The sequence below is a fragment of the Alloactinosynnema sp. L-07 genome (assembly GCF_900070365.1).
GTDB lineage: Bacteria > Actinomycetota > Actinomycetes > Mycobacteriales > Pseudonocardiaceae > Actinokineospora.
The window spans coordinates 1,898,030-1,918,171 of sequence record NZ_LN850107.1 but is presented as its reverse complement, the minus strand read 5'-3'; the positions used below and the strand labels follow the sequence as shown (position 1 = coordinate 1,918,171).

Genomic DNA, 20,142 nt, shown 5'->3' with positions numbered 1-20,142 from the left:
TGGGCCGCGAGGGCGGAGGTCAGACCCTCGATCTCGCAGTAACCCGCGGGCACCTCGTGCACGCGCACTCGAGACCCTTCATCCGCGCCGGGTTCGCCTGGCCATGTCGCACAGGTGGCCGACGACGATCAATCCAGTTTTGATGGCTATTGGCCTGCCACACAGGGCACGAAATTCCAGTTTGCGCTACGGGGAGACCGAACGAGAGATGATCACTCGCACTGCCGCGATGAGCTCCTCCGCCACCCGGTGCTCACCGAGTTCCCCGAGACATCGCGTGACCTCGGTCAGCTCGCTCAGGTACGTACCCTGACCGGCAAGCATGAGCCGTACATACAGGACTCCTGCCTCCCGCACCGCCGGGAGTGCGTCCACGCTGCAGGACTCGCTCTTGCGTTTCATGATCGTCAAGCCTGCGTTGTAGAGCGCGCGCCAGGTCCGGAAGAAAGCTGACGTCGGAGCTCGCCACCCGGCAGAGCTCCACCGCTTCCCACGCCGCCGTTTCGGCCTCGTCGTGCCGGGAAGTCGTCGAGCAGGACGCCAGCCTGGTTGCCGAGCGCGCCGATGAGATGCCGAAGCATTTCAGTCGAGCTCGCCTCGGCGTGCCGCCTGCGGAAGATCTGGGTCGCTTCCGCGCAGGCGGTCAGCCGTTCGTCGATCCGCAAGCCCGCCCGGTGTCGCTCGGCGAGCAGTCGCATGCCCGTGGCCGGGTCCGATCACCGGAGTTCGTCGATGGTCGTGCGGGTAATCTCGGTTCGACGCCGTTGGGCCGCTTTCGGGTCGTGCACGGACAGGCCAAGCATCACGCTGTAGTTGACCAACGTCAGTGCCAGCGTCTCAGCGTGTTGTGTCCAGTCCTCGTCAGCGAGCAATCTGCAGAGCTCGCCAACCTCCGCAGACCACGTCGTCGCCGCATCCCACCGGCCGAGCTGTGCGGCCACCTGGGCCGCGGCTTCCAATCCACCCGCGAGAGCCACCTTCTCCTGTGCGGACGGTCCCATCGATCGGCGCAGCCGATCGAGCTCTTCCGACACCGCACCTAGCTTGAGTTTTAACCTGTGCGGCGGGGTCGTGGGTTGCTCGACTTGGCTTTCTTGCCGCGCTTGGGGTTTCGAGAGTTTGCGCTGGTGACGGTGTGCACGTCGTGGCGTGTTGTGGGCTGGCGGTTGGGGACTCCGGCGGGGCGGCCGGGGCCGGGTCGTGAGGGTTTCGGGACACCGGCAGGGCGGGCCAGATGTGGGCGCAGGTTCCGAAACCCGCGCCGGACTCTGGCTGGTGACAGTGTTTGTGCCGCGACGGGTTTCTCCCATGGGCGGCGCAGGTCGGCCGCGAGACCGCGTGCGAGGCGTAGTTGGGTGTAGGCGGCCAGTAGTAGCCAGGTCCATCGGTCGGCCGCCTGCGGGGACCGGAGTTTCGGGGTGGTCCAGCCGAGGGTCTGTTTGAGCATGCGGAAGGTGTGCTCGATGTCGAACCGGCGCAGGAACGCCTGCCAGAGTCGGTCGACCTCATCGGTGGTGAGTCCGGTGCGGGAGTGCCAGAGCCACACGGGTTTGGGGATCGCCCCGGAGGGCAGGCGGGCGACTTCGAGGCGGACCACGGTTCCCTCCAGGATCGGAAGGTTCCCGGTGTGGTCTGCCCAGGCGATGCGGTGGGTCAGCCGGGGATGCAGCCGATCCCAGGCCCGGACGTGCGCGGAACCGTAGAGGCGGGTCTCGGTCCGTGTCGTGACCTCGGGCTCGCCCCAACTGTCAGGGTCACCGAAGGCGAACTCGCCGCCATGGCGGCGGGGCCGGCCCAGGGTGCCAGGCAACTGCGGTGGCGCGGGACGGCGCAGGACCCGGTCCGAACGCATCCGCACCAGCACCGCCACCGGCAGGTCGGCCAGCACGTGGGCCAGACGGGGACCGTCGTAGCCCGCATCGGCCACCAGCAGGATCTCCGGATCCCCCGGCCGCCACTGCCCCGCCGCGATCAGCCGGTCCACCACGCCACGCACCTGCCCGGCGGTGACGGTCGCGGCGTCATCACCGGGCGCCAGCCGGACCGCGTCCAACGGCGCGGTCCACGAGCCACGCCCGGCCTCCAGGGCGACGATCACCGAGTAGGGCCAGCCCGGCACCATGATGTGGGTGTCCTTGCCGCGCCCGTAGGTGTGACACAGCACCCGCTGAGGCGAGGTGTGGGCCTCCGGACGCAGCCAACAGGTGACATCCACCGCCAGCACCAACCGCCCGCCCGCGGCCCGAGGCACCGATACGGATGCCACCGCGCAACGCAGCCGGTCGAGGTCCACCCGGCCCTGCGCCAGCGCCGCGTAACCGCTGCCATGACCTCGGCGATGCTCCGCGACCAGCGACAACTCCGCGACCGAACGCACCGGCCCATCGGCACACAACACCGCGTCGGCCAGCTCGAACAACGCGTCCGCCCGCCGGGTCAGACACCCATGGAACTCCCGCCGGAACCCGCACAGCTCCCCGACGCCCACCCCGCCATCGGCGTGATGCACACTGATCACCGTAGCCCTTGTCTTGATCTTCCTTCTGTCGCAAGAGGAATGATCAACCAAGGGCTACACCCATGATCAACAGGGGTCGCCGACCAGCACCCGAAGGTTAAAACTCAAGCTAGTGTCCCGTGATCCTGCTGTCTTTACTTAGCGTTGTTGTCGACGAGTTTCTTGATGTTGGTCTGGACGAGTCGGACCTTGGCGAGGATCTCCTCGGCGGTGGCGGTCCAGACGAACGGTTTCGGGTTGGTGTTCCAGTGGGCGATGTAGTCACGGATCTGGGCGATGAGGACCTTGACCGAGGTGAACGTGCCGCGCCGGATGGATTGGCGGGTGATGACGCCGAACCAGGTTTCGATCTGGTTGATCCACGATGATCCGATTGGGGTGAAATGGAAACGCACCCGCGGGTTGTCGGCCAGCCAGGCCACGACGTCGGGTGTGGTGTGGGTGGAGAGGTTGTCCAGCACGACGTGGATGTCCTTGCCGGCGTGCGGCTGGACGGCCTTCTTGAGGAACGCGAGGAAGTCCGCGCCGTCGCGGGTGGGTTTGCACTCGCCGAACACCTCGCCGGTGCCCACGTTGAGCGCGGCGAACAGGTTCGTCACCCCGTGCCGCACGTAGTCGTGGGTGCGTTTCTCGGTGGCGGCGAAAGAGATCGGCAACATCGGCTGCGTTCGGTCCAGCGCCTGGATCTGGGTCTTCTCATCGAGGCTGAGCACCACCGCCCCGCCGGGCGGGTCGAGATAGAGCCCGACGATGTCGGCGACCTTCCCCGCGAACTCCGGGTCGCGGCTGAGCTTGAACGTGCCCTGCCGGTGCGGCGCCAACCCGTTGTCCCGCCACAGCTTCGACACATAGTGGTGCGACACCGCGACCGCTTCGGTGCGGGCGATGAACGCCGCCATCTCCCGGCTCGACCAATGCGACAACCCAGTCTCCGCGGGCGGGCTGACCCGACTCGCCGCCAGAATCCGCGCCCGGATCGCCGCAGGAACCTGCTCCCGACCCGCGCCACGCGGCCGGTCGAGCAGGCCCACGACCCCATCGACGGCGAAGCGGTCCAACCACAGATCCACCGTCGGCCGCGAGACCCCCGCCAACTCCGAGATCTCCTTCTTCGACCGCCCCTGCGCACGCCACAACACGATCCGCGCCCGCGTCGCCACCGTGGCCGACACCTCCGGGCTGTTCACCATGGCCCGCAACTCGGACCGCTGATCGACTGTCAACTCCACCCGCCCAGCCAACACCAACACCGGCCAACCCGACGTAAAGTAAACAGGATCACGCGACACTAGCCGATCTCCCGTAATGCTGGCGAGATCGTGTGGAGACTAATCGTCTGCGGGATTCGCCTGGTCGGGTGAATCCTTGTTCGTCGGGTAACAGCGGCTGTCCGGCACCCGACTTGTGTGGTGTCGGGGCCGAGTTTAGTGGGTGGGCATCTTGGCTGTCCCTCGTCAGGTCCGACGAGCGATCATCGCTACGGTGACACTCGCCGTCCCTCGGCGCGGCAGCGACAGTGGTCGTGCTCCATCGCGACACCACCACAGCGGCGTCCACCGTCACGGGTCCGCGTCGCGACGTAATCATCGCGCCAGACAAGGCCATCGAGGTCGCGGTGGACGTACACGTGTGACACTCCGGCCACGCGTGAGCCTGCGGGGATGCAGCCATGGCGGGAGGTCGAGCTGATGGGCACAGACTCGATACTGGTCAGTACCGAGCCGGGACTCGTCGCGCTCCGGGCGTCCGGCGAGGCCGTCGACGACGAAACTGCGCGGGCCCTGTTCGACGACTTCATCGACTCCTCGTCCGTCGCCGGTACGGCGCTCGCCCGCGAGTTGGCCGCGCTCGTGGCGGCCCACGGTGACGACCGCGGCCTCGTCGATGACTTCTGGCAGTACCTATACGAGCTGTTCGAGCCTCGCTGGCACGTGAAGGTGCGCGAGGAGGTCGTGCTCGTCGACGTCGCCGCGTACTACCTGCTCCCCGCTCCGGCGCCCGGCTGCACCGTCTCGCTCACCGTCTCTCACGCCCGGGAGCGGGATGCCAACGCGACGCTCAAGCTCGCCGGCATCGGCGGCGGTGGCACGACGACCCTGAAGCTCACCGACTCCTACGAACGCAAGGCCGCCGGTGTGGCCGAGGTGTTCGCCGTCTCGGTGCCCGTCGTGATCGAGGAGATGGAGGTGCGCTCCGGGCCCGGGAAGGGCACCCGTTACCTCCGCACTGGCGATGCGGGTCCGCCGGGCGTACATGGCGTTGCCTCGCGGTCGTTCACGGCCCCGCCGGTCCCGCCCGGCGTCGCCGAGCTCCGGACGGTCGACCTCACCACGTCGTCGACGGGATCGTTCAGCACGAGCCACGACGCAGCCGCCGGTACCGCCTGGGAGGCGTCGATCGGCCTGGACCTGAAGTCGATCGGCCTCGAAGCCGAGCTTGGCTACAAGGGCAGCTACGAGTCGACGATCAAGCTCGACTACGAACTGAAGGTGGGTCGCCGCTACCGCAGCTTCGCCGTCGCGTCGGTGCCCGTGCCCGTGTGGACGGTCGACCCGTGAGCTCGTCGAGCTGGGCCCTCGTCATGGGGTGCGACCACTACTGGAGCGAGGAGGCGGCGCTGCACGGGGCCGTCCGCGACGCCCTGGCGATGCGCCGGTGGCTCGTCGACCCGAGCGGCGGAGGCGTCCCGCCGTCGAACGTCATCCTGCTGCTCTCGCCCCATCCCGGCGACGAGCAAGTCCTCTCCGAGCTCGTCCACGGGCCGGTGACGAACAGCGCGATCCAGGAAGCGCACCACGACATCGTTGAGCGCAGCGGCGGGGGCGGCGATCGCTTGTACTGCTACTTCGCCGGGCATGGGCTGACGGCGAACAGTAGGCAGCCCGAACCAGCCATCGTGCCCGCGGACTTCACGCCTCGCCTCACCGACAGCGCGGTAGCGATCCGCTCGTCCTGCGACTTCTTCGCCACGACAGGCTTCGCCGAGCAGTTCTTCTTCTACGACGCCTGCCGGAACGTCCCGTACGACGACGACTTCGCCGTCGGCGGCATCGCTCGACCGAGTGCATGGGCGCGCAAGGCCCGGCAGGACCAGTACGTCTGCTACGGCACCGCGCAGAGCTCGAAGGCGAAGGAGAGCGGCGATCCCGGCGACGAGAGCGGAGCCTTCACCGACGCGCTCCTGTCTGCTCTGGCCGGCGCCGGGGCCGCCAAGGTCTGGGATCGCCAGCGCGAGCGATACGCGGTTACCTGGGACTCGATGTTCGAGTTCGTCGAGCGCGCCGTACTCGACCGCCGCCTCGTGGTTGGAGTGAACCTCGACGGTGCCGTCCACCAGCGACCGTTCCAGGCGGGCGAGCACGGGAGCAGGAACCCAGTGCTCGCCGACCTCGGTGGCGTCGGCTTCGACGACGAGCAGCTCACGGTCTCGATCGTTCCCGTCGAAGCGGCCCCGGCGGCCACCGTGACCGTCTTGCTCGACGACGCTGACCACGACCTCGTCCACGGGCCGCCGGCGCACACACCCCACGACGTCGTCCTGCCACCCCGCTCTTACACCGTCCGCGCTCAGGCCGCCGGCTTCCGTCCCCGCCGACGCTCGTGGTACGTCGAGCTCTACGGCCCGACCGCCCTCGAAGTCGTCTTCGACCCCGGAGACCCCGGCCAGATCGGCGCAGCGCCCCCGACTCTGGGGGTGACGCGCGGGATCGAGGACGCCACGTGGGGACACGGTTCGCCCGGTCGGTTGGTCGCCGTCGCCGAGGACGCCACGACGATCGTCGAGGTCCGCGACGAGTTCGGAACGGTACGGGCTTCGTCGCCTGGCGCCGTCGAGCTCCGAGGCACTGGGTGGTTCAAGGTGGCCGGGGTCGTGCCCGGCGACGTGCTCGGCTCCCGCCTGGTGGAGGTCGAGCCGGGTGAGCGCGTCTCCGTCGAGCTTGACACGCAGCAGGAATTTCCACGGCGCTGGACCTCGGGCGCGGTCGCCGCCGCAGTCGCCATCGGCGACCGGCTGGGCGACGACCGAGCCAGCCCGACCCTCGAGGGACTCGACCCCGCCCTCCCGCTCCACGTCGTCGTCGTCGACCCCCGAGCGCTTTCGCCACAGGTCACGGTGCGCATCGGTCCGCACACCGACCCCATCTTCGTTGATCGCCCGCGGCTCGGGAGCCCGCCGTTCCGAGCGGCGTCCTTCGGCGCGGAACCGGGAATGCAGTTGGTGACGCTCGACGGCGCCGGTCCCACACCCCTGACAGTGCCCGTCCACGTCGACGACGGGCCGTCGTCGGTGATCGTCGACATCGGGCCGGACAGCGAGGTGACGATCGTCCAGCTCAGCGGCGCCCTCCTCGCCGGCGCGTCCGGGCAGCGCACCGTCGACGCGCAGCGCTTTGTGGAGGCCCAGCGGTTCGTCGCGGCCGGCCAGCTGCACCACGCCTGGTCGCTGGTCGATCGCGCCGACACCTCCGGGGACCCGCTCCTCGCCGTCCTTGTCGGCTACCTGCGCCTCCACCTCGACCGGAAACCGTCGGTGGCGGGGACCGCGATCAAGGGCGTGGTCGAGACGGGCCTGCCCGACGCCCGGTTGCTCCGGGCCTGGTTCGCCGCGCGCACCGCAGACACCGAAGGGACCGTCGACGAGGCTGCCCGCGACCTGTTGCGCATCGGCCCCCCAGTCTTCTCGATCGGCTTCGACGCCTTCGCTTCCGCCCTGGCCGCCGAGCCCGACCCGGGCGTGCGCCGCCTCGTCGAGCAGCTGAGCCAACTGCGGGTGCCTGCCCAGGCGGTCACGACCTTCGCGGTCGGCGCCAGACGGATCGAGAGGCTCTTCGAACAGCTGCGCGATCGGTTGAGTTGACGTGCCCCGGCACCCAGGCGGTATCCCCAAGGAAGAACTCGCCCGCGCGATGCGGCTGTTCCTCGTTGCCAGCACCTGCGAGGAGCTCCTCGACGCCGTCGAGCGAGAGCCTTCGCTGTCGCATCCCTACGCCCATCTGGTCATCCGCCAGCAGCTCGAGGAGGTCTTGCGAGCCGACCCGGCCAACGCCGAGCGGTACCGCAGCAAGGTCGACGTGCTGTTCGGGGCCGTCCGCCTCCTCCAGCACCGCCTGCTCGTGGCGGCGGCCCGGGAGGTGGCAGGAGACCTTGCCCGCGACGACGGTGCGGCCCTCCCGATCGACCCGCCGCAAGTGATCGCCGACCGCCTCGCCGCCCTCGACGGCGGCGAGCTCCCGCTTGTCCCCTACGGGCCTGATGCGCTTCCGATCTCGTCGCCCGGCGCACGCTGGGCCGGGGTCGTCGTCGAGTGCGCTGCCTGCGCACACCGGTACGTCCGCGTCCACATGTGGTGGGTCGACCTGGTGGTCGACCCCAGCCTGGAGCCCGCCGTCGCCCTCGGCCTCCCGACGCCGGGCTGCCCACGTTGCGCGGTGCTGCTCTTCTGGCCCCAGTACGTGTGGCTCGTGGAAGGACTGCCCGAGGTCGACATCCTCTCGATCTGCTCTACCGTCGTCCGGGCGACGGTCGACATCCACATCCTCCTGCCCCCGCCCGGCACGCCGAGACGCGACCACACCGACCGGCTGTTCGAATCGCAGCTGACGACGGCGCTCCAACAAGCGCCCTTCCCCGCCATCGACGACGGAGGCGACCGCCCCGCGCTCGGCCGGATCGGCGTGGCGTACTCGGCCGACGAGCTGGCTCGCATGTATCAGGCCTGGGTAGTCGAGGCGGGACCCGCGTCAGTGAGCGGCCCCGACGGCTTCATCTCTTTGCTCGGGTCGCGGCTGGCGGCGGGAAGCCTCCCCTTCTACGAGGCGGAGGCCCACGCCCGCGACACCGTGACACGTTTCGGCGGCGACTGGCGCCCCTTCCTGCCCGAACGCTCGATGGCCCACGTCGCGCCGTACCGGTACCTGGCCGCGGCCATGGTGAGTGAAGCGATCGCCCGGCAGTCGGACGCACCGCCCGAGTTGGTGGTCGAGGTGACGGCCCGCGTGTCGAGCGGCTTCCTGTTCGTGCGCGAGCCGGCACTAGCCGCCCAGGCCCTGGCCCGGGCCGAGGACGACCTCCCCCGTATCCCCGAACCGACGCTCGGGATCCGCGTCGTGATGCTGGAAGCCCGCCTCGACCTGCTCCAGGACCGCCGCGACACCACCGGCGCGCTCGTCCTCCACCACGAGCTGGAGGAGCTCCTGGCGGACGTCCCTCGAACCTCCCACGACCTGCGCCTCGCCGCCCTCACCCTCGAGGACCGCAAGCTGCTCCTCACCATGACGAGCGACCTGTCCGGCGCGCTCGCCTCCTACAAAGGACTGGTCGAACGGCTGGAGGCCCTCGTGGCCGACATCGAGGCCGCGACGGCGGCCGACGACGGCCTGCTCCAACAAGCCCGCGTCACCTGGAGCGGCGCCGTCGCGAACCACGCCAGCGCCATCACCGTCGCGGCCCGCTGGGTAGCCGCCTTCGAGCTGCTTCAGCGCCCACTCGACAAGGACGCCGCAGCCAAGCTCCGCACTCTGGACATCGACATCGACGAGGTGCGGCCGACGGTCCACGCCATCCACAGCGCCGTCGACGACCTCGTCGGCGAGCTGGCCTCGGCCCCTCTGTTCGAGCAGGCGCGCCAGCGCCTCGAACAGGCGCTCGCGCTCGCCACCGCTACTGGGGCCATCGAGTTCGCGGCCACCCAGACCCACCAGCTCATGACCCTGAGCCTGCAGGCAGGCGACGACGCTGCAGCCCAGAGGTACGCCGTCGACGCCATCGAGCTCTCCCGCCGCACCGGCGACCACAACACGGTCCGGTCGGCGACGCTCCTGCTCGTGCGGATGCAGCTCTCCTCTGGGGACCCCGAGAGAGCGGTCGAGCGGTTCGAGGAAGTGGCCCTGGAGGTCATCCGCCACCAGGTCGGCCTCGGGTTCCTCGATGACGCGGTCCCCCATGCAACGATCGAGCTCGCCCACCACTCGTACCTCCTCCTGGCCTCGGGCGCCGACCCCGGCCGGGTGGTGATGGCCATCGAGTCGGTCAGGGCGAGCCGGACGGCGAACGCCCTCTCGGGTCGCCTCCCCCACGGCGCGACGGCCGACGACGAGGCCACGAGGTCACGGTCGCTCCGGAGCGCAGCCTTCGCCAGCTGGGTCGACGTCACCTCCCTGGCCCTCGGCTCCATCGCCGACCTCCGCGTCCTCCTGTCCCGAGCCGGACCCCGGTCGGTGTGGCTCTCGCTCCTCGACGTCCCCATGCCCGACCAGGGTTCGATGTTCGGGTCGGTCGCCATCTCGGCGGACGCAGTCTCGATGGGTCCGTGGCTGTCGGGATCGATGCCGGTCGGGTCGGCATGGGACGACGAGATCGCGGCCCACGTGGGCGAGGCGCTCCTCGCGCCGCACCGAGCGCTGCTCGATGACCTCGATGCCTCGAGCACACTGATTGTCTCACTGCCCGAGTCCGTCGCCGGCCTACCGGTCGGCGGGTTGCTGCTCGATGGTCGCCCGCTGTGCTCACTGGCGTCCACGGTCTCGGTGCACGGATTCAGCCTCTACGAGGCAGCGTCGGCCCACTCCTCGCGAACGGTCGCGCGGGCGGTGCTGCTCGGCGGCCCGACCCGGAGCGACCAGCCCGACCTACCTGGTGCTCGGGACGAGGTCGACGCCATCGCGCAGTCGCTCCGCGCCAAAGGCTGCGACGCCATCGTCGCCGCCGCCGAATGCGCCACCGTTGCCGCGCTCGTTGACGGCGCCGTCAACGCCGACGTGCTCCACGTCTCGTGCCACGCGGTGCGCACCCACGAAGGCGACCACGCCCTGCTGCTCGCCGCGGATCCGGCCAGCGGCGACGACGGCTGGCTCACCGACGGTCGCGTCCTGCACGACCTGCGCCTCGCCGAGGGCGCTGTCGTCGACCTCGCCGGGTGCAGGACGGGCGAGGTCGAGGCCACCCTCGGGCCGGTCCTGGGCGGCCTGGTCCCGGCCATGCTGGTGGTCGGCGCCCGGTCGGTGATCGCCTCGCTCTGGCCGATCGAGGACAAGGTCGTCGTGGCCCTTCAACAAGCGATCTACCGGCACCTCCTGGACGGTGCTCCACCGGCGGTCGCGCTGGCACAGGCCCAGGTCGACGCCTGGGCCGGGCGGCTGGGACCAGAGCTCACCAGGAGCGCGCACTGGTCGGCGTTCGTGGTGTACGGGGCGGGGTGATGGCACCCCGATCGAACATTTCGTCCTCCTGATGCTCGAGAACCGCTCGTTCGACCACATGCTCGACTTCCTGACTGACGACCAACGGCGGGATCCACAAAGGACGACTACGCCTTCTCCAACCTCGTCGACCCGGATGCACGTGACCGACGACGGCGATCCTCACCTCGCCATCGACCCGCCCCACTCTTACGTCAAAGTGGTCGAGCAGTTGGGCTGGCGGACGGCCACCCGCCACGAATGGACAACTTCATCCGCGCATACGCCCGCAAGATCGGCGGCGACGATCTCGGGGAAGGCGGTGATCCGCCGCGCCCCGCATCGCCGCCGCCGGGCCGGCCGTCGTCGCACTGGCCACGACGGTGCCCTGGCCGTGGCCGATCGCCACCGGCGCGGTCGTGCTCGGCCTCGCCCTCGTCGCCGTGGGCGAGGCCAGGCGCCGAGGACGGGTTCTGCCCGGTCTGCCGTGGGCGCGGCTCTTCTCAGTGTCCGTCGCCTGTCGTCGCTGCCGTTGCCGCCTCAGCGATGGCTGAGCCTCGTGGGTGCTTCGTCAGCGGGGTGCGGCCAATCCAGGAACACGTCGCAGCGGCGGGGCGTGGTCGGACCTGTCGTCCATTATGTGCATCGCGGATGCGGCTAACGCGAAGATCGCGCGGAGCGACATGTCAGGAAGCCAGGTCGCGAAAGGTGGGTGATGGTGACGCGCACGGTCCTCGTCGAATACGCGTTCCTCGGCCGGGAGTTGGTCGTCTTCGGGGTGCGAGCGGACTGGGAGCGGCCGCGCGTGGCCGTCGTGCCGGTGGATCGCGCGGAGCTGGCGTCGTTCGTGGAGTCGCACTTCGGTTCGGGCGACCAGGTGCGGGACATGGTCGACCTTGGCATGGAGGATGTCTGGCTAGGCCATGCCGCGCTGGTCGCGCCGATCGCGGCTTGGGCCGAGCCGGGTGACGTCGTCTACCTGGTCCCCCACAACCTGCTGCACTACCTGCCGCTGCACGCGCTGCCGGTAGACGGCACGCCGCTCATCGAACGCAACCCGGTCGTCTACAGCCCGAGTACGTCCATCCTCAGCAAGATTCCGTCACGGGTCGGCGGCCGGGAGCGAGCGGCGGTCTTCGGCGACTCACGGGGCGACTTGGCGCACGCCAACGCCGAAGCCAAGGGCCTCGGGGCGTTGCTGGAGACCGATCCTGTGCTGGGGCCCAACGTCACAAGGGCGGCGGTCCTGCAGGGCTTTGCCACCGCGGACATCGTCCACATCGCCGGGCACGGGATGTTCGATGTGGCCGACGCAATGGGTTCGGGTGTTCTCTTGGCCGATGGGGATCTGCTGACCGCTGCCGACGTGTTCGGGCTGCCGCCCGTGCGGGCCTCGCTGGTGACGTTGAGCGGCTGCGAGACCGGGGTCAGCCGCAACCGTCTGGGTGACGAGCTGATCGGGCTGACCCGCGCTTTCCTCTACGCCCGGACCTCGGCGATGCTGGTCAGCCTGTGGACCGTCGCGGACTCCTCGACGGCATACCTGATGGGGCGGTTCTATCAGCACCTGCGCGATGGCGCGGCCTCCACGGCGCACGCGCTCCAGCGGGCCGCGCTCGACACTCGGTCATCGCCCGGGTGGTCCTCTCTCTACCACTGGGCACCGTTTGTGCTGATCGGCGATTGGCGTTAGGAGACGACGTTGGACTGGCATCCCCTGTTCGAAGCGGCGCTGGAGATCGACGAGCGCGACCGCGACCGCGGGTTGGAGGTCGTGGGCGACCGCGACCTGGCGGTGATGGGTCGCGGGAATCGGATTGCCTTGGCCCTGGGGCCGGTCGTCGCCCTGGGACCGTCACCTGACGGGGCGTTGGTCGGCTACGACATCTCCTTGCTGTGCGTCCTGCATCCGCACGCCGGGTGCCACTTCCGGTCGGCGAAGCTGGTGGTCGACCTCACCACGACGCCCGGCGCGACAGTGCACGACATGTCGCCGCGGGAGGTGCGCGGGGCCAGCCCGGTCGAGACGACGACGAAAGTCGGCGGCGGGTTCACCTTCGACATCGTGCCCACCCTGCTGAGCGGCGAAGTGCAGCGGGAACAGACTCTCCGGCAGACCGTGCATGAGCCGATCGTCCTCACGTCGGGCAGGGGGTTCAGCCGCGCCATGTGGGACTTCCGGGCCACCCAGGACGCGGACCTGCGGCCGGACCGGGAGCTGCGGCTGCTGGTGACCACACCGCCTGGTGTCCCGGTGCTCGCGCGGTTCAACCTGCGCGCCCAGGTCGCGCTCGGCCTTTCGGGCGGACTGTTGACTCTCCTGCGTAGGACCAGCGAGATCGAGCAGACCTACCGGCTCGCCGAGCCGATCCCGGCGGTGGGACGGTGAGCGCCCTGCGCCCGTACCTGATCGTGCTCGCCGGTCATGTCGCCGCGATCCCGCTCGTCGGGTTCACCGCGTGCCTGTGGTCGTTGGCGGGCACTCTCATCCTCGCAGCCCTCGACGGGCTGGGCGAGTCGCTCAGCGGCGACTCCGCGGGCCGGGCGCTCGCCGTCGTGATCGCCAGGCTGGCGATAGCCGTGGGCGTCGCGGCGCTGCTGTTCATCCGGTTCGACTGGGTAGCGGGCGCGGTGTTCATCGTGCTGCTGTTCGCGTTCTGGGCCACCAAGGAGAACTTCAGCGAGCAGGCCGATCGGAAGGTGGACGCCGTCCGCGTGGAACTGGTCCGGCTCGCCACCGCCCGCGCGTCCGGGGAGATCACCGCCGACCAGTTCGACGCCCGCGCGGACGTGGCGTTGACGGGCCGATTGCCGCGCTGGGCCTACATCGCTGAACCGGTCGCCACCCGGTTGGCCCGCGCCGACTCGCTGACCTCGGCCCAGCACCGGCTCCTCCTGGCGCAGTTGGCCCGCCACGCCAAGAAGGTCAACCCGGTGGGGGCGGAGACCGCGCTGGAGAAGGCGATCCGGGCGGCAGGGCGCTGATGGCTATCCGTGAGTGGTGGCTCGACCGCAGGACAGAGGGCATCGTCAGGACGCTGGCGAAGAACCCAGACCCTGCCGCCACAGTGGACCGTCTAGCCCCGATGATCGACGACAAGGTCATCGAAGCGCTACTCACGGCCAGCGAGCGCGCCGAATCCCCGCATGACGCGATGACGTGGGCCGATGTCGCGGTGCGCGCCAGCCTGTTGGGCGGCACCGCGGTCGGCCGGGCGGACGCGCTGATGCATCGGGCCGCGACAGTCCTCGGCATGGACGACACGTGGAAGCGCGGGCGGCTGCTGGCGCGAGCCGAGGAAGACGCACTCGGTGCTGTGGAGATCCTGCGGGAACACGGCACGGCCTCCGATCTTGTCGCCTCTCTGTGCCTGCTGGCCCGGGTGCACACCAGACAGGGCGACGGCGTGGCGATGGTCGGTCGGATGGCCCAGTGCTTCCACGCGACCGATGATGACGCGGACTTGCGTACCCGGGTATCCCGGCTGTTCACCGACCTCTACTGGGACCTGTCGAAGTCTGCGGCCCGCGAGTCGGCGGCGATCGTCATCCCCGAGCTGAACACTGTCCTGGCCGCGGCGGACGACCCCGCGCTGCGCGCCGAAGTGTTGGACGCGCTCGGTCGGGCCTACAGCTTCCTCGACGCGGATTACGACAAGGCGGTCGATGCCTGGGAGAGGTCCGCGGACCTGTACCGCCGATTAGGCCGGGCCAGGGACGAGTTCCTGATCCGCGCCCGCGTCCAATGGCACGCCGTCGTCATCGACAACGATCGCTCGATCCGGGAAGGGCTGGCCTGCCTGGCGTGCGCGCCCGCCGAAACCGCTCCGACGGACCTTGCGACAGTCCACCACGTCCTCGCAACCGCCTATCGGTACGAGGAACGCGTGGACGATGCCCTGGCCGCCTACGCCCGCGCCGTCGAGCTGCTTTCCCATGACCCGAAGAACATCGTTCACGACCTCGTGTTCGAGGCGGCCACCCTCATGGCCGAGGACGGCCGGTACAACGACGCCCGCGCCCAGTTCGAGGCGGCGATGGCCGGCCCGGGCGGAGCGCACGTCTGGTGGGCGACGCAGACGGAGCTGGCGGAGTTGCTGTCCACCCAGATCATCGACCTCGGCGCCGCGATCAGGCACGCGGAACACGCACTCACCGACGCGGTCACGCTCAACAGCAGCGACCCGATGTACCGGATCATCTCCCTGCATCGCGTCGCACAGCTACAGCTAAGTGCTGGGAACATCGCCACTGCCCACCAGAGGTTCCAGCTGCTCGTCCCGCTGCTCACCCAGCCAACGCGCGCTATCGAGATCTCGGTGAGCAAGTTGTTCAACCACTCTGTCGTCCCGCTATCGCGGTCAGAGATCCTGTGGCACGCCTCGATCGCCGCCCGCGCCGCTGGCGACAACACCGAAGCCGACGCCTGGGCGGGCAGATCCGCGGAACTGCGCGGCACGGATCCATCACCGATCGCCTTGGACGACGACGTGCTCGACGACCCGGAAACGCTGGCACTGGCCGTCGAGACCCGCGAACTCACGATGGCGATGAGTCTCGCGGCCCACTCCCCCGACGACGCCCTCGCTCGCTTGGCAACGCCGTCCCTGACGATCCTCGCTGGTTCGAACACGCGAGCCAGGGTCGACATGACGACCGGTGTGTGTCTAGAGAAGCTGGGCGACCAAGACGGCGCACTGGCAGCTTTCGAACGTGCTCTGAACGGACACTTGGGGCCCATGCTGGACCAGCTGTGCCACTGGCGGATCGCCACGATCCACCACTCGCGGCAGGAATACGGTCTGGCCTATCCCCATCTGGTCACCTGTGTGCAAATGGCTGACGCGACCCGGACCACCTTCGACGACATCGAAGCCCGGATGGCCTTCATGTCGACGGGCCTCGCCCGCTACGAGCGGTTGATCGAGGTATGTCTGCTCCTCGGGCGGGTGGGCGAGGCATTAGCTGTCGTCCAGCAAGTCAAGTCCCGGGCGCTGCTGGACATGCTGGCCCAGCCACACCACCGGCCCATCGACTTCCGCTTCGAGGCGCGCGCGGCGGCACTGCGCGCGGAGCAGGACCGCTGGCTGGCCGAGTTCGCGGCGGGCACCGGACCGGAGGGACCGGCCGAGGACTACCCGACCTCGCCGCAACACAGGATGCTGGCGGACATCGTGGCGAACACCAAAGACGCCGAGGCATTCGAGCGAGAACGACGAGAGCGGGAACTGTTCGACCGGTTGACCGACGAGGGCACGCCATTGGACTTCGCGGCCATCCGCGGACTGCTGGCCGGGTGGAATATCCCGTAGCCAGCGCGAAAGTCGTTGCCATCAAGGCGATTCACAGGGTCAACCGATCCGAGACCAGACCCGGCGACCCAAACTGCGCCTACTCTGGGAGAGACCAACACACTGCTTCCAACCTGATGAACGGGATCCCTCATGGAATCCATCGGCGTCGTTCAGTCAGTGATGGTTACCACCACCGGTGAGAAGTCCGCTTCGACGACTGCGCCGCAAGCGTCTTGCACGACTAGTGCGGTGACATCTGCGGCTATGCGGAGTCGGAAGTCCGACCTCATCGTTGAGGGATCGAGCCCAGCAGGCGCGTTTCGCGTAAAGAAGTTCGATGACCATGTCCCAGTTAGCGTAGTCAAGATCAACCCCTGTCCTCTGCACTGTCGTGCCTTCCTAACAGCGCCCTTCAGCCGGGGCCTTCCAACACGGACAAACGAGGGGAACGCATCACGTGGGGCAGGTGAGAGCATGCCCAAGGTCTCTCGTGTGACGGCATCTCTAAGCATGCCAACGAAGTCGTCTCGATCGATGATGCCTGTCGCGTCGACCCACTCGGTCGGGTAGCCGATCTCGGCGAGAGCGGACACGACATCGCGCCGGAGAATTAGCTGTGCGTCGCCGATCTCGTTGCGCAAATCTGGGGCAAAGTGCGCGCGGTCCTGAGGATCGGAAAAACCCTTGTCCTCGGACACGAATATCACCGGCAGTTGACGACCCGACGTGGCGGCTCCGAGCTCTCGAGTCTGCTGGTTCGGTGCTGGCGCGAGGTTGTCGCTTTGGCGTGCCGCCCGGAGAGCCGTGAGGTAGATGGTCGCGTCCCGGCCACCCTGACCGTTCGCCTTGCATGGGGGCCGATGATCTGCTTCACGTTCGAAGGCATCCATGGCATCGCGCGGATCGGTTGATAGAACCTCGAAGGCGGCGCGGAGATCACCTTCGAAGAACTCCATCTCCAGGCCAACGGACTTGCGGCCAGCAATCCCGTCCCACGCCGTGGGGACTATCCGGGAAACTGGCCTGACTAGCTTGTCGAGCTCACGGCGGGCATCCTCCAGGGCCTTGCGAGCTTGCTCGAGCTGCGCACGGTGCTGGCGAACCACCTCGCGCAGGACGATGTCCGTGATGGCCAACGTGTGACCGCAGCGCCTAGCGGCCGCACTGAGCAGCGTCAGGGTCGGATTGCCCGGCAGAACTCGGCGAAGCTGATTGGTGTCGAGAAGGATCACGTGAAGAGCGTAGTAGCCCCACGTGCTCCTCTTCAGTGCCCCGACACCGACGCAGCTCGCTCTTTGCCCTGACCAGGACTTGCGCCCTACAGTTGGCCACTGGCAACGACTACCCGCAGTTGCTAACTGCAATTCTGTGTGCAAGCGCCGCACCACCGACCTCGTGCACCTCGCAATCGACGAATCCGGACGCCGACCCGAAGCCGACACCAGCCTCCGGTCGGCACGGTGATCGTCCACGGCTGGTTAGGCTCGCTTTGCTGCGGCGGGCTCGTCGTGTTGAGCCAGGAGGTTGCCAGAGCCCGGTGGTCACTATGTACCTGACCCAGCGCTGGAATCGACGCAACGAAGGTGGCCACCTTAAGACCGCGCTCCTGATCGGCTGGAGGCCCCATCGCGTCGCCGACTACCCTCGCTGATCAACAACGGGAGGCGCGGATGGGCAGATCGGCCGGACGATGGGCGAAGCTGTGGCGACTGGGTGCGCGATGGCTGCTCGTCACGGTAGCTCTGACGGGCTTGTCGGCGGCGGCGTTGAGCGGCGTCGCGACCATCGCAGCCTATGAGCGAACAGCTGTCTCAATCTGTCCGGGGCCAGTACCGCGGGCAGAGGTGGACATCGACGCGTGGTTGGAGTCGGACGCGTTGGACTTCCCGCGGTTGACTGTGCAGACCCGTATCAGAGTGCCACGCGATGTCGCGGCGACGAGCGGCTTGACGTTCACCCCTGAGCACCCCGAGTTCCATCGCACGGCCGCATGCCTGTTGGGCGAGTTCCGAGGCCCGCTCGAGATCCGAGACGAAGACCCGAACGTCGTCGCCGACAGCGAGTGGGTAACGATCGCCGAGCGTTCGCACACCGACATCGTTGACGCGGGATCTGACAGGCCGTGGGTGCTGCCGGCCGGTGGTGCCGTTCTGTACGGCGCTTCGGACAGCCCGTGGATACTTCAGGTGGTTGTTCCGCCGGGCATCCACGACGCGGTGTGGACCGTGTCGGTGCACGGGCCGGACAAGTGGTTGTCGATGCCGCGGCCGTGGGATAGCGCGGTAGCCACAACGTCCGGGGTCAAGTGGACAGGGGTGCGGGCGCTCAACGACAAGGTCGCCGCGTCCGTGCGGGTGGTCCCCGACACGCGCACCGAGGTCGTGGGAACACTTGTTTCGCGGGGACCACGCCCTTACGTGTGGGGTCTGATGTGGTTGTCAGTGCTGGCGTTCGTCACGGTCGCGGTCGTTCTGGTGCGCCGGAGCCGAGGCAGCGAGCCACAGGAATCGCGGCCCGTGCGCAAGTCCGCCACCAGGTCGCGGCGTCGATGGACGTGGCGGTGGCCTTGGTCGACTCCCAAAGCGAAGCCCCAATCCGTCGCCCGCGTCGCGCGTCGGGCGCTGTGGCCGCTTCCGGTCCTTGTCCTGGTCGTCGGCTCACTTGCCGTGTTGAGCGCCGTGCTGCCGGACCCGTTCGACGGCTGGCGACCGCTCGTCCAATGGGTGAACATTGCGTTGGTGTTGTCGACCGCCGGGGCCGCGGTGGTGTGGTGGGTCCCGTTCCGCGCAGTGGCACCATTGGCCGCGACAGCCGGAGCGATCTTCGCGTACCTGATGCCGAAGCCTCACCTCTCCGGGACTCAACTAGCCTTGCTGGTCGCCGCCTGCTTGATCACGACCTTCCTGTTGGTGCTCGCCGTCGGCAACGCGCTCAGACGATTGTTTGCGCCCGACACCCGTCCCACACCACCAATATGGTTGGTCCTGACAGCAGGGGTAGGAGCCGCCGCGCTCGTGCTGGAGCGAGTCGCGATCGCCTGGTTCAACGAGGGCAGGCGCGAGTGGCTCGGCTACACCCCACCGATCCCTCTCCGCGCCCTATACGAGGACTTCTTGTGGGACCTGTACGACAGCGCCATGTGGTCCGTGCTTCTCGTCGCGGCCGCAGCCGTCTACCGCTGCTACGTCCGGTATTGGATCGCACCGCCGCCGGTGGACGCGGTCAGGATCGCGCTGTTGTTGTTCATGGTCGGCCCCGTGTGGTGGGACCTAGAGGTCGCCGGAACCGAGGTTCCTGCGTGGCCGATCAGCGTCGCGGTCGCGTTGGTGGTGGTGTGGCTCCGTCGTGAAGTCGCGCCGGGGTCGGATGCCACGGACCCGGCCCGGATCGTGCGCATGGCGATTGTCCCGGGTCTGTTGGCCGGAGTCGTGCTTTTTGCGGTTCGGTTGGCCACCGAACCGGTGATCGCAATCAACCAGCAGGAGTCCGTGGTCATCGACCTGGTCGATCTTCTGGGGTGGGAGTTGGCGAAGTGGTTCCTCGCCGCAGCAGCGGTCGGGCTGGCGTGGCGGTATCTCCCCGGGAAGCGCGGCATCACCAAGGTGTTCACTCCGGTGGTTGTGTACGCGGCGGCACCGGCGTCCGCGATCGGGGTCCAGCTGCTACTCGGCCTCGGGGTGGACTGGAGGACCACCGCAGACGTCCTGCTGTTTACAACCGTCATGCTGACGCTGGGTTTACGACTGGACCTGACCAACCGCCCGCCGGTCGAGGAACGCGGGCGGCGGTTCACCCTCAGTAACATCGCGTCCGTCGCCACTGCGGCGGTCACTCCTGCACTGGCCGTGCTCGCCATCTGGAACGCTCTCCACGGTGGTGACGTGTCGTTCCCGTCCATCGAGCCAGGCCAGGTCGCACGGAACGCGGACCGCTAGGCAGACTGGTTGATGTTGCGGCTCATTGACCGCCGTCTGTCCTCGTGCGCTGCTGGCCGGTCAAGGGCCCACGCCCGGGAGTTCCAAATGAGAACGCACTCCATCCGCGCGGTTACCGCGCGCTCTACCGCGGAGCCGCAGTTGCCGACGACGAGACCCGCGCGATCCTGGCGACCCACCATGCCGAACAGCGTCGCCGGATACTGAACTGGATGACC

General features: G+C 68.5%; 13 protein-coding genes. 8 read left to right on the top strand and 5 right to left on the bottom strand.

Annotated elements, in window-relative coordinates:
• Window positions 1–186: 186 nt before the first annotated feature.
• From BN1701_RS08595 to BN1701_RS08580, 4 genes are all read right to left on the bottom strand, one after another.
• Window positions 187–402 carry a hypothetical protein gene (locus tag BN1701_RS08595; protein WP_157367831.1) on the bottom strand — a complete coding sequence of 72 codons (216 nt, stop codon included), beginning with the start codon at window positions 400–402 and terminating at the stop codon, window positions 187–189.
• A gap of 314 nt (window positions 403–716) precedes the next feature.
• Window positions 717–1,034, bottom strand: a complete 318-nt coding sequence (locus BN1701_RS08590; RefSeq protein ID WP_157367830.1) for a hypothetical protein — start codon at window positions 1,032–1,034, stop codon at window positions 717–719.
• Between the two features lie 17 nt (window positions 1,035–1,051).
• Window positions 1,052–2,509 carry an NF041680 family putative transposase gene (locus BN1701_RS08585; RefSeq protein ID WP_172803211.1) on the bottom strand — a complete coding sequence of 486 codons (1,458 nt, stop codon included), beginning with the start codon at window positions 2,507–2,509 and terminating at the stop codon, window positions 1,052–1,054.
• A gap of 143 nt (window positions 2,510–2,652) precedes the next feature.
• Window positions 2,653–3,747, bottom strand: coding sequence for an IS630 family transposase (locus BN1701_RS08580; RefSeq protein WP_054047142.1), 1,095 nt, complete (start codon window positions 3,745–3,747; stop codon window positions 2,653–2,655).
• Window positions 3,748–4,179: 432 nt separating this feature from the next.
• Here BN1701_RS08580 and BN1701_RS08575 point away from each other — a divergent pair, with 432 nt between their 5' ends.
• The 7 genes from BN1701_RS08575 to BN1701_RS08545 all read left to right on the top strand — a co-directional run bounded on the left by BN1701_RS08575 (window position 4,180) and on the right by BN1701_RS08545 (window position 16,007).
• Window positions 4,180–5,076, top strand: coding sequence for a hypothetical protein (locus BN1701_RS08575; RefSeq protein WP_054047140.1), 897 nt, complete (start codon window positions 4,180–4,182; stop codon window positions 5,074–5,076).
• Entirely contained in the window at window positions 5,073–7,376 is a 2,304-nt protein-coding gene (locus BN1701_RS08570) for a caspase family protein (protein WP_054047138.1), read from the top strand. The genes BN1701_RS08575 and BN1701_RS08570 overlap by 4 nt, the downstream gene beginning before the upstream one ends.
• A gap of 1 nt (window position 7,377) precedes the next feature.
• Complete coding sequence (locus BN1701_RS08565; protein ID WP_157367829.1) at window positions 7,378–10,716, top strand: CHAT domain-containing protein; 3,339 nt, start codon at window positions 7,378–7,380, stop codon at window positions 10,714–10,716.
• Between the two features lie 697 nt (window positions 10,717–11,413).
• Window positions 11,414–12,388 (top strand): CHAT domain-containing protein, encoded by a 975-nt coding sequence (locus tag BN1701_RS08560; protein ID WP_231949541.1) that lies wholly within the window; start codon window positions 11,414–11,416, stop codon window positions 12,386–12,388.
• Window positions 12,389–12,397: 9 nt separating this feature from the next.
• Entirely contained in the window at window positions 12,398–13,084 is a 687-nt protein-coding gene (locus BN1701_RS08555; protein WP_054047134.1) for a hypothetical protein, read from the top strand.
• Window positions 13,081–13,680 carry a hypothetical protein gene (locus tag BN1701_RS08550; protein WP_054047133.1) on the top strand — a complete coding sequence of 200 codons (600 nt, stop codon included), beginning with the start codon at window positions 13,081–13,083 and terminating at the stop codon, window positions 13,678–13,680. The genes BN1701_RS08555 and BN1701_RS08550 overlap by 4 nt, the downstream gene beginning before the upstream one ends.
• Complete coding sequence (locus tag BN1701_RS08545) at window positions 13,680–16,007, top strand: hypothetical protein (protein ID WP_054047131.1); 2,328 nt, start codon at window positions 13,680–13,682, stop codon at window positions 16,005–16,007. The genes BN1701_RS08550 and BN1701_RS08545 overlap by 1 nt, the downstream gene beginning before the upstream one ends.
• Window positions 16,008–16,159: 152 nt before the next feature.
• Here the strand turns inward: BN1701_RS08545 and BN1701_RS08540 are convergent, their stop codons facing one another.
• Entirely contained in the window at window positions 16,160–17,221 is a 1,062-nt protein-coding gene (locus tag BN1701_RS08540; protein ID WP_054047129.1) for a PIN domain-containing protein, read from the bottom strand.
• Window positions 17,222–17,833: 612 nt separating this feature from the next.
• Here BN1701_RS08540 and BN1701_RS08535 point away from each other — a divergent pair.
• Window positions 17,834–19,924, top strand: a complete 2,091-nt coding sequence (locus tag BN1701_RS08535) for a DUF6185 family protein (protein ID WP_054047127.1) — start codon at window positions 17,834–17,836, stop codon at window positions 19,922–19,924.
• Window positions 19,925–20,142: the final 218 nt, after the last annotated feature.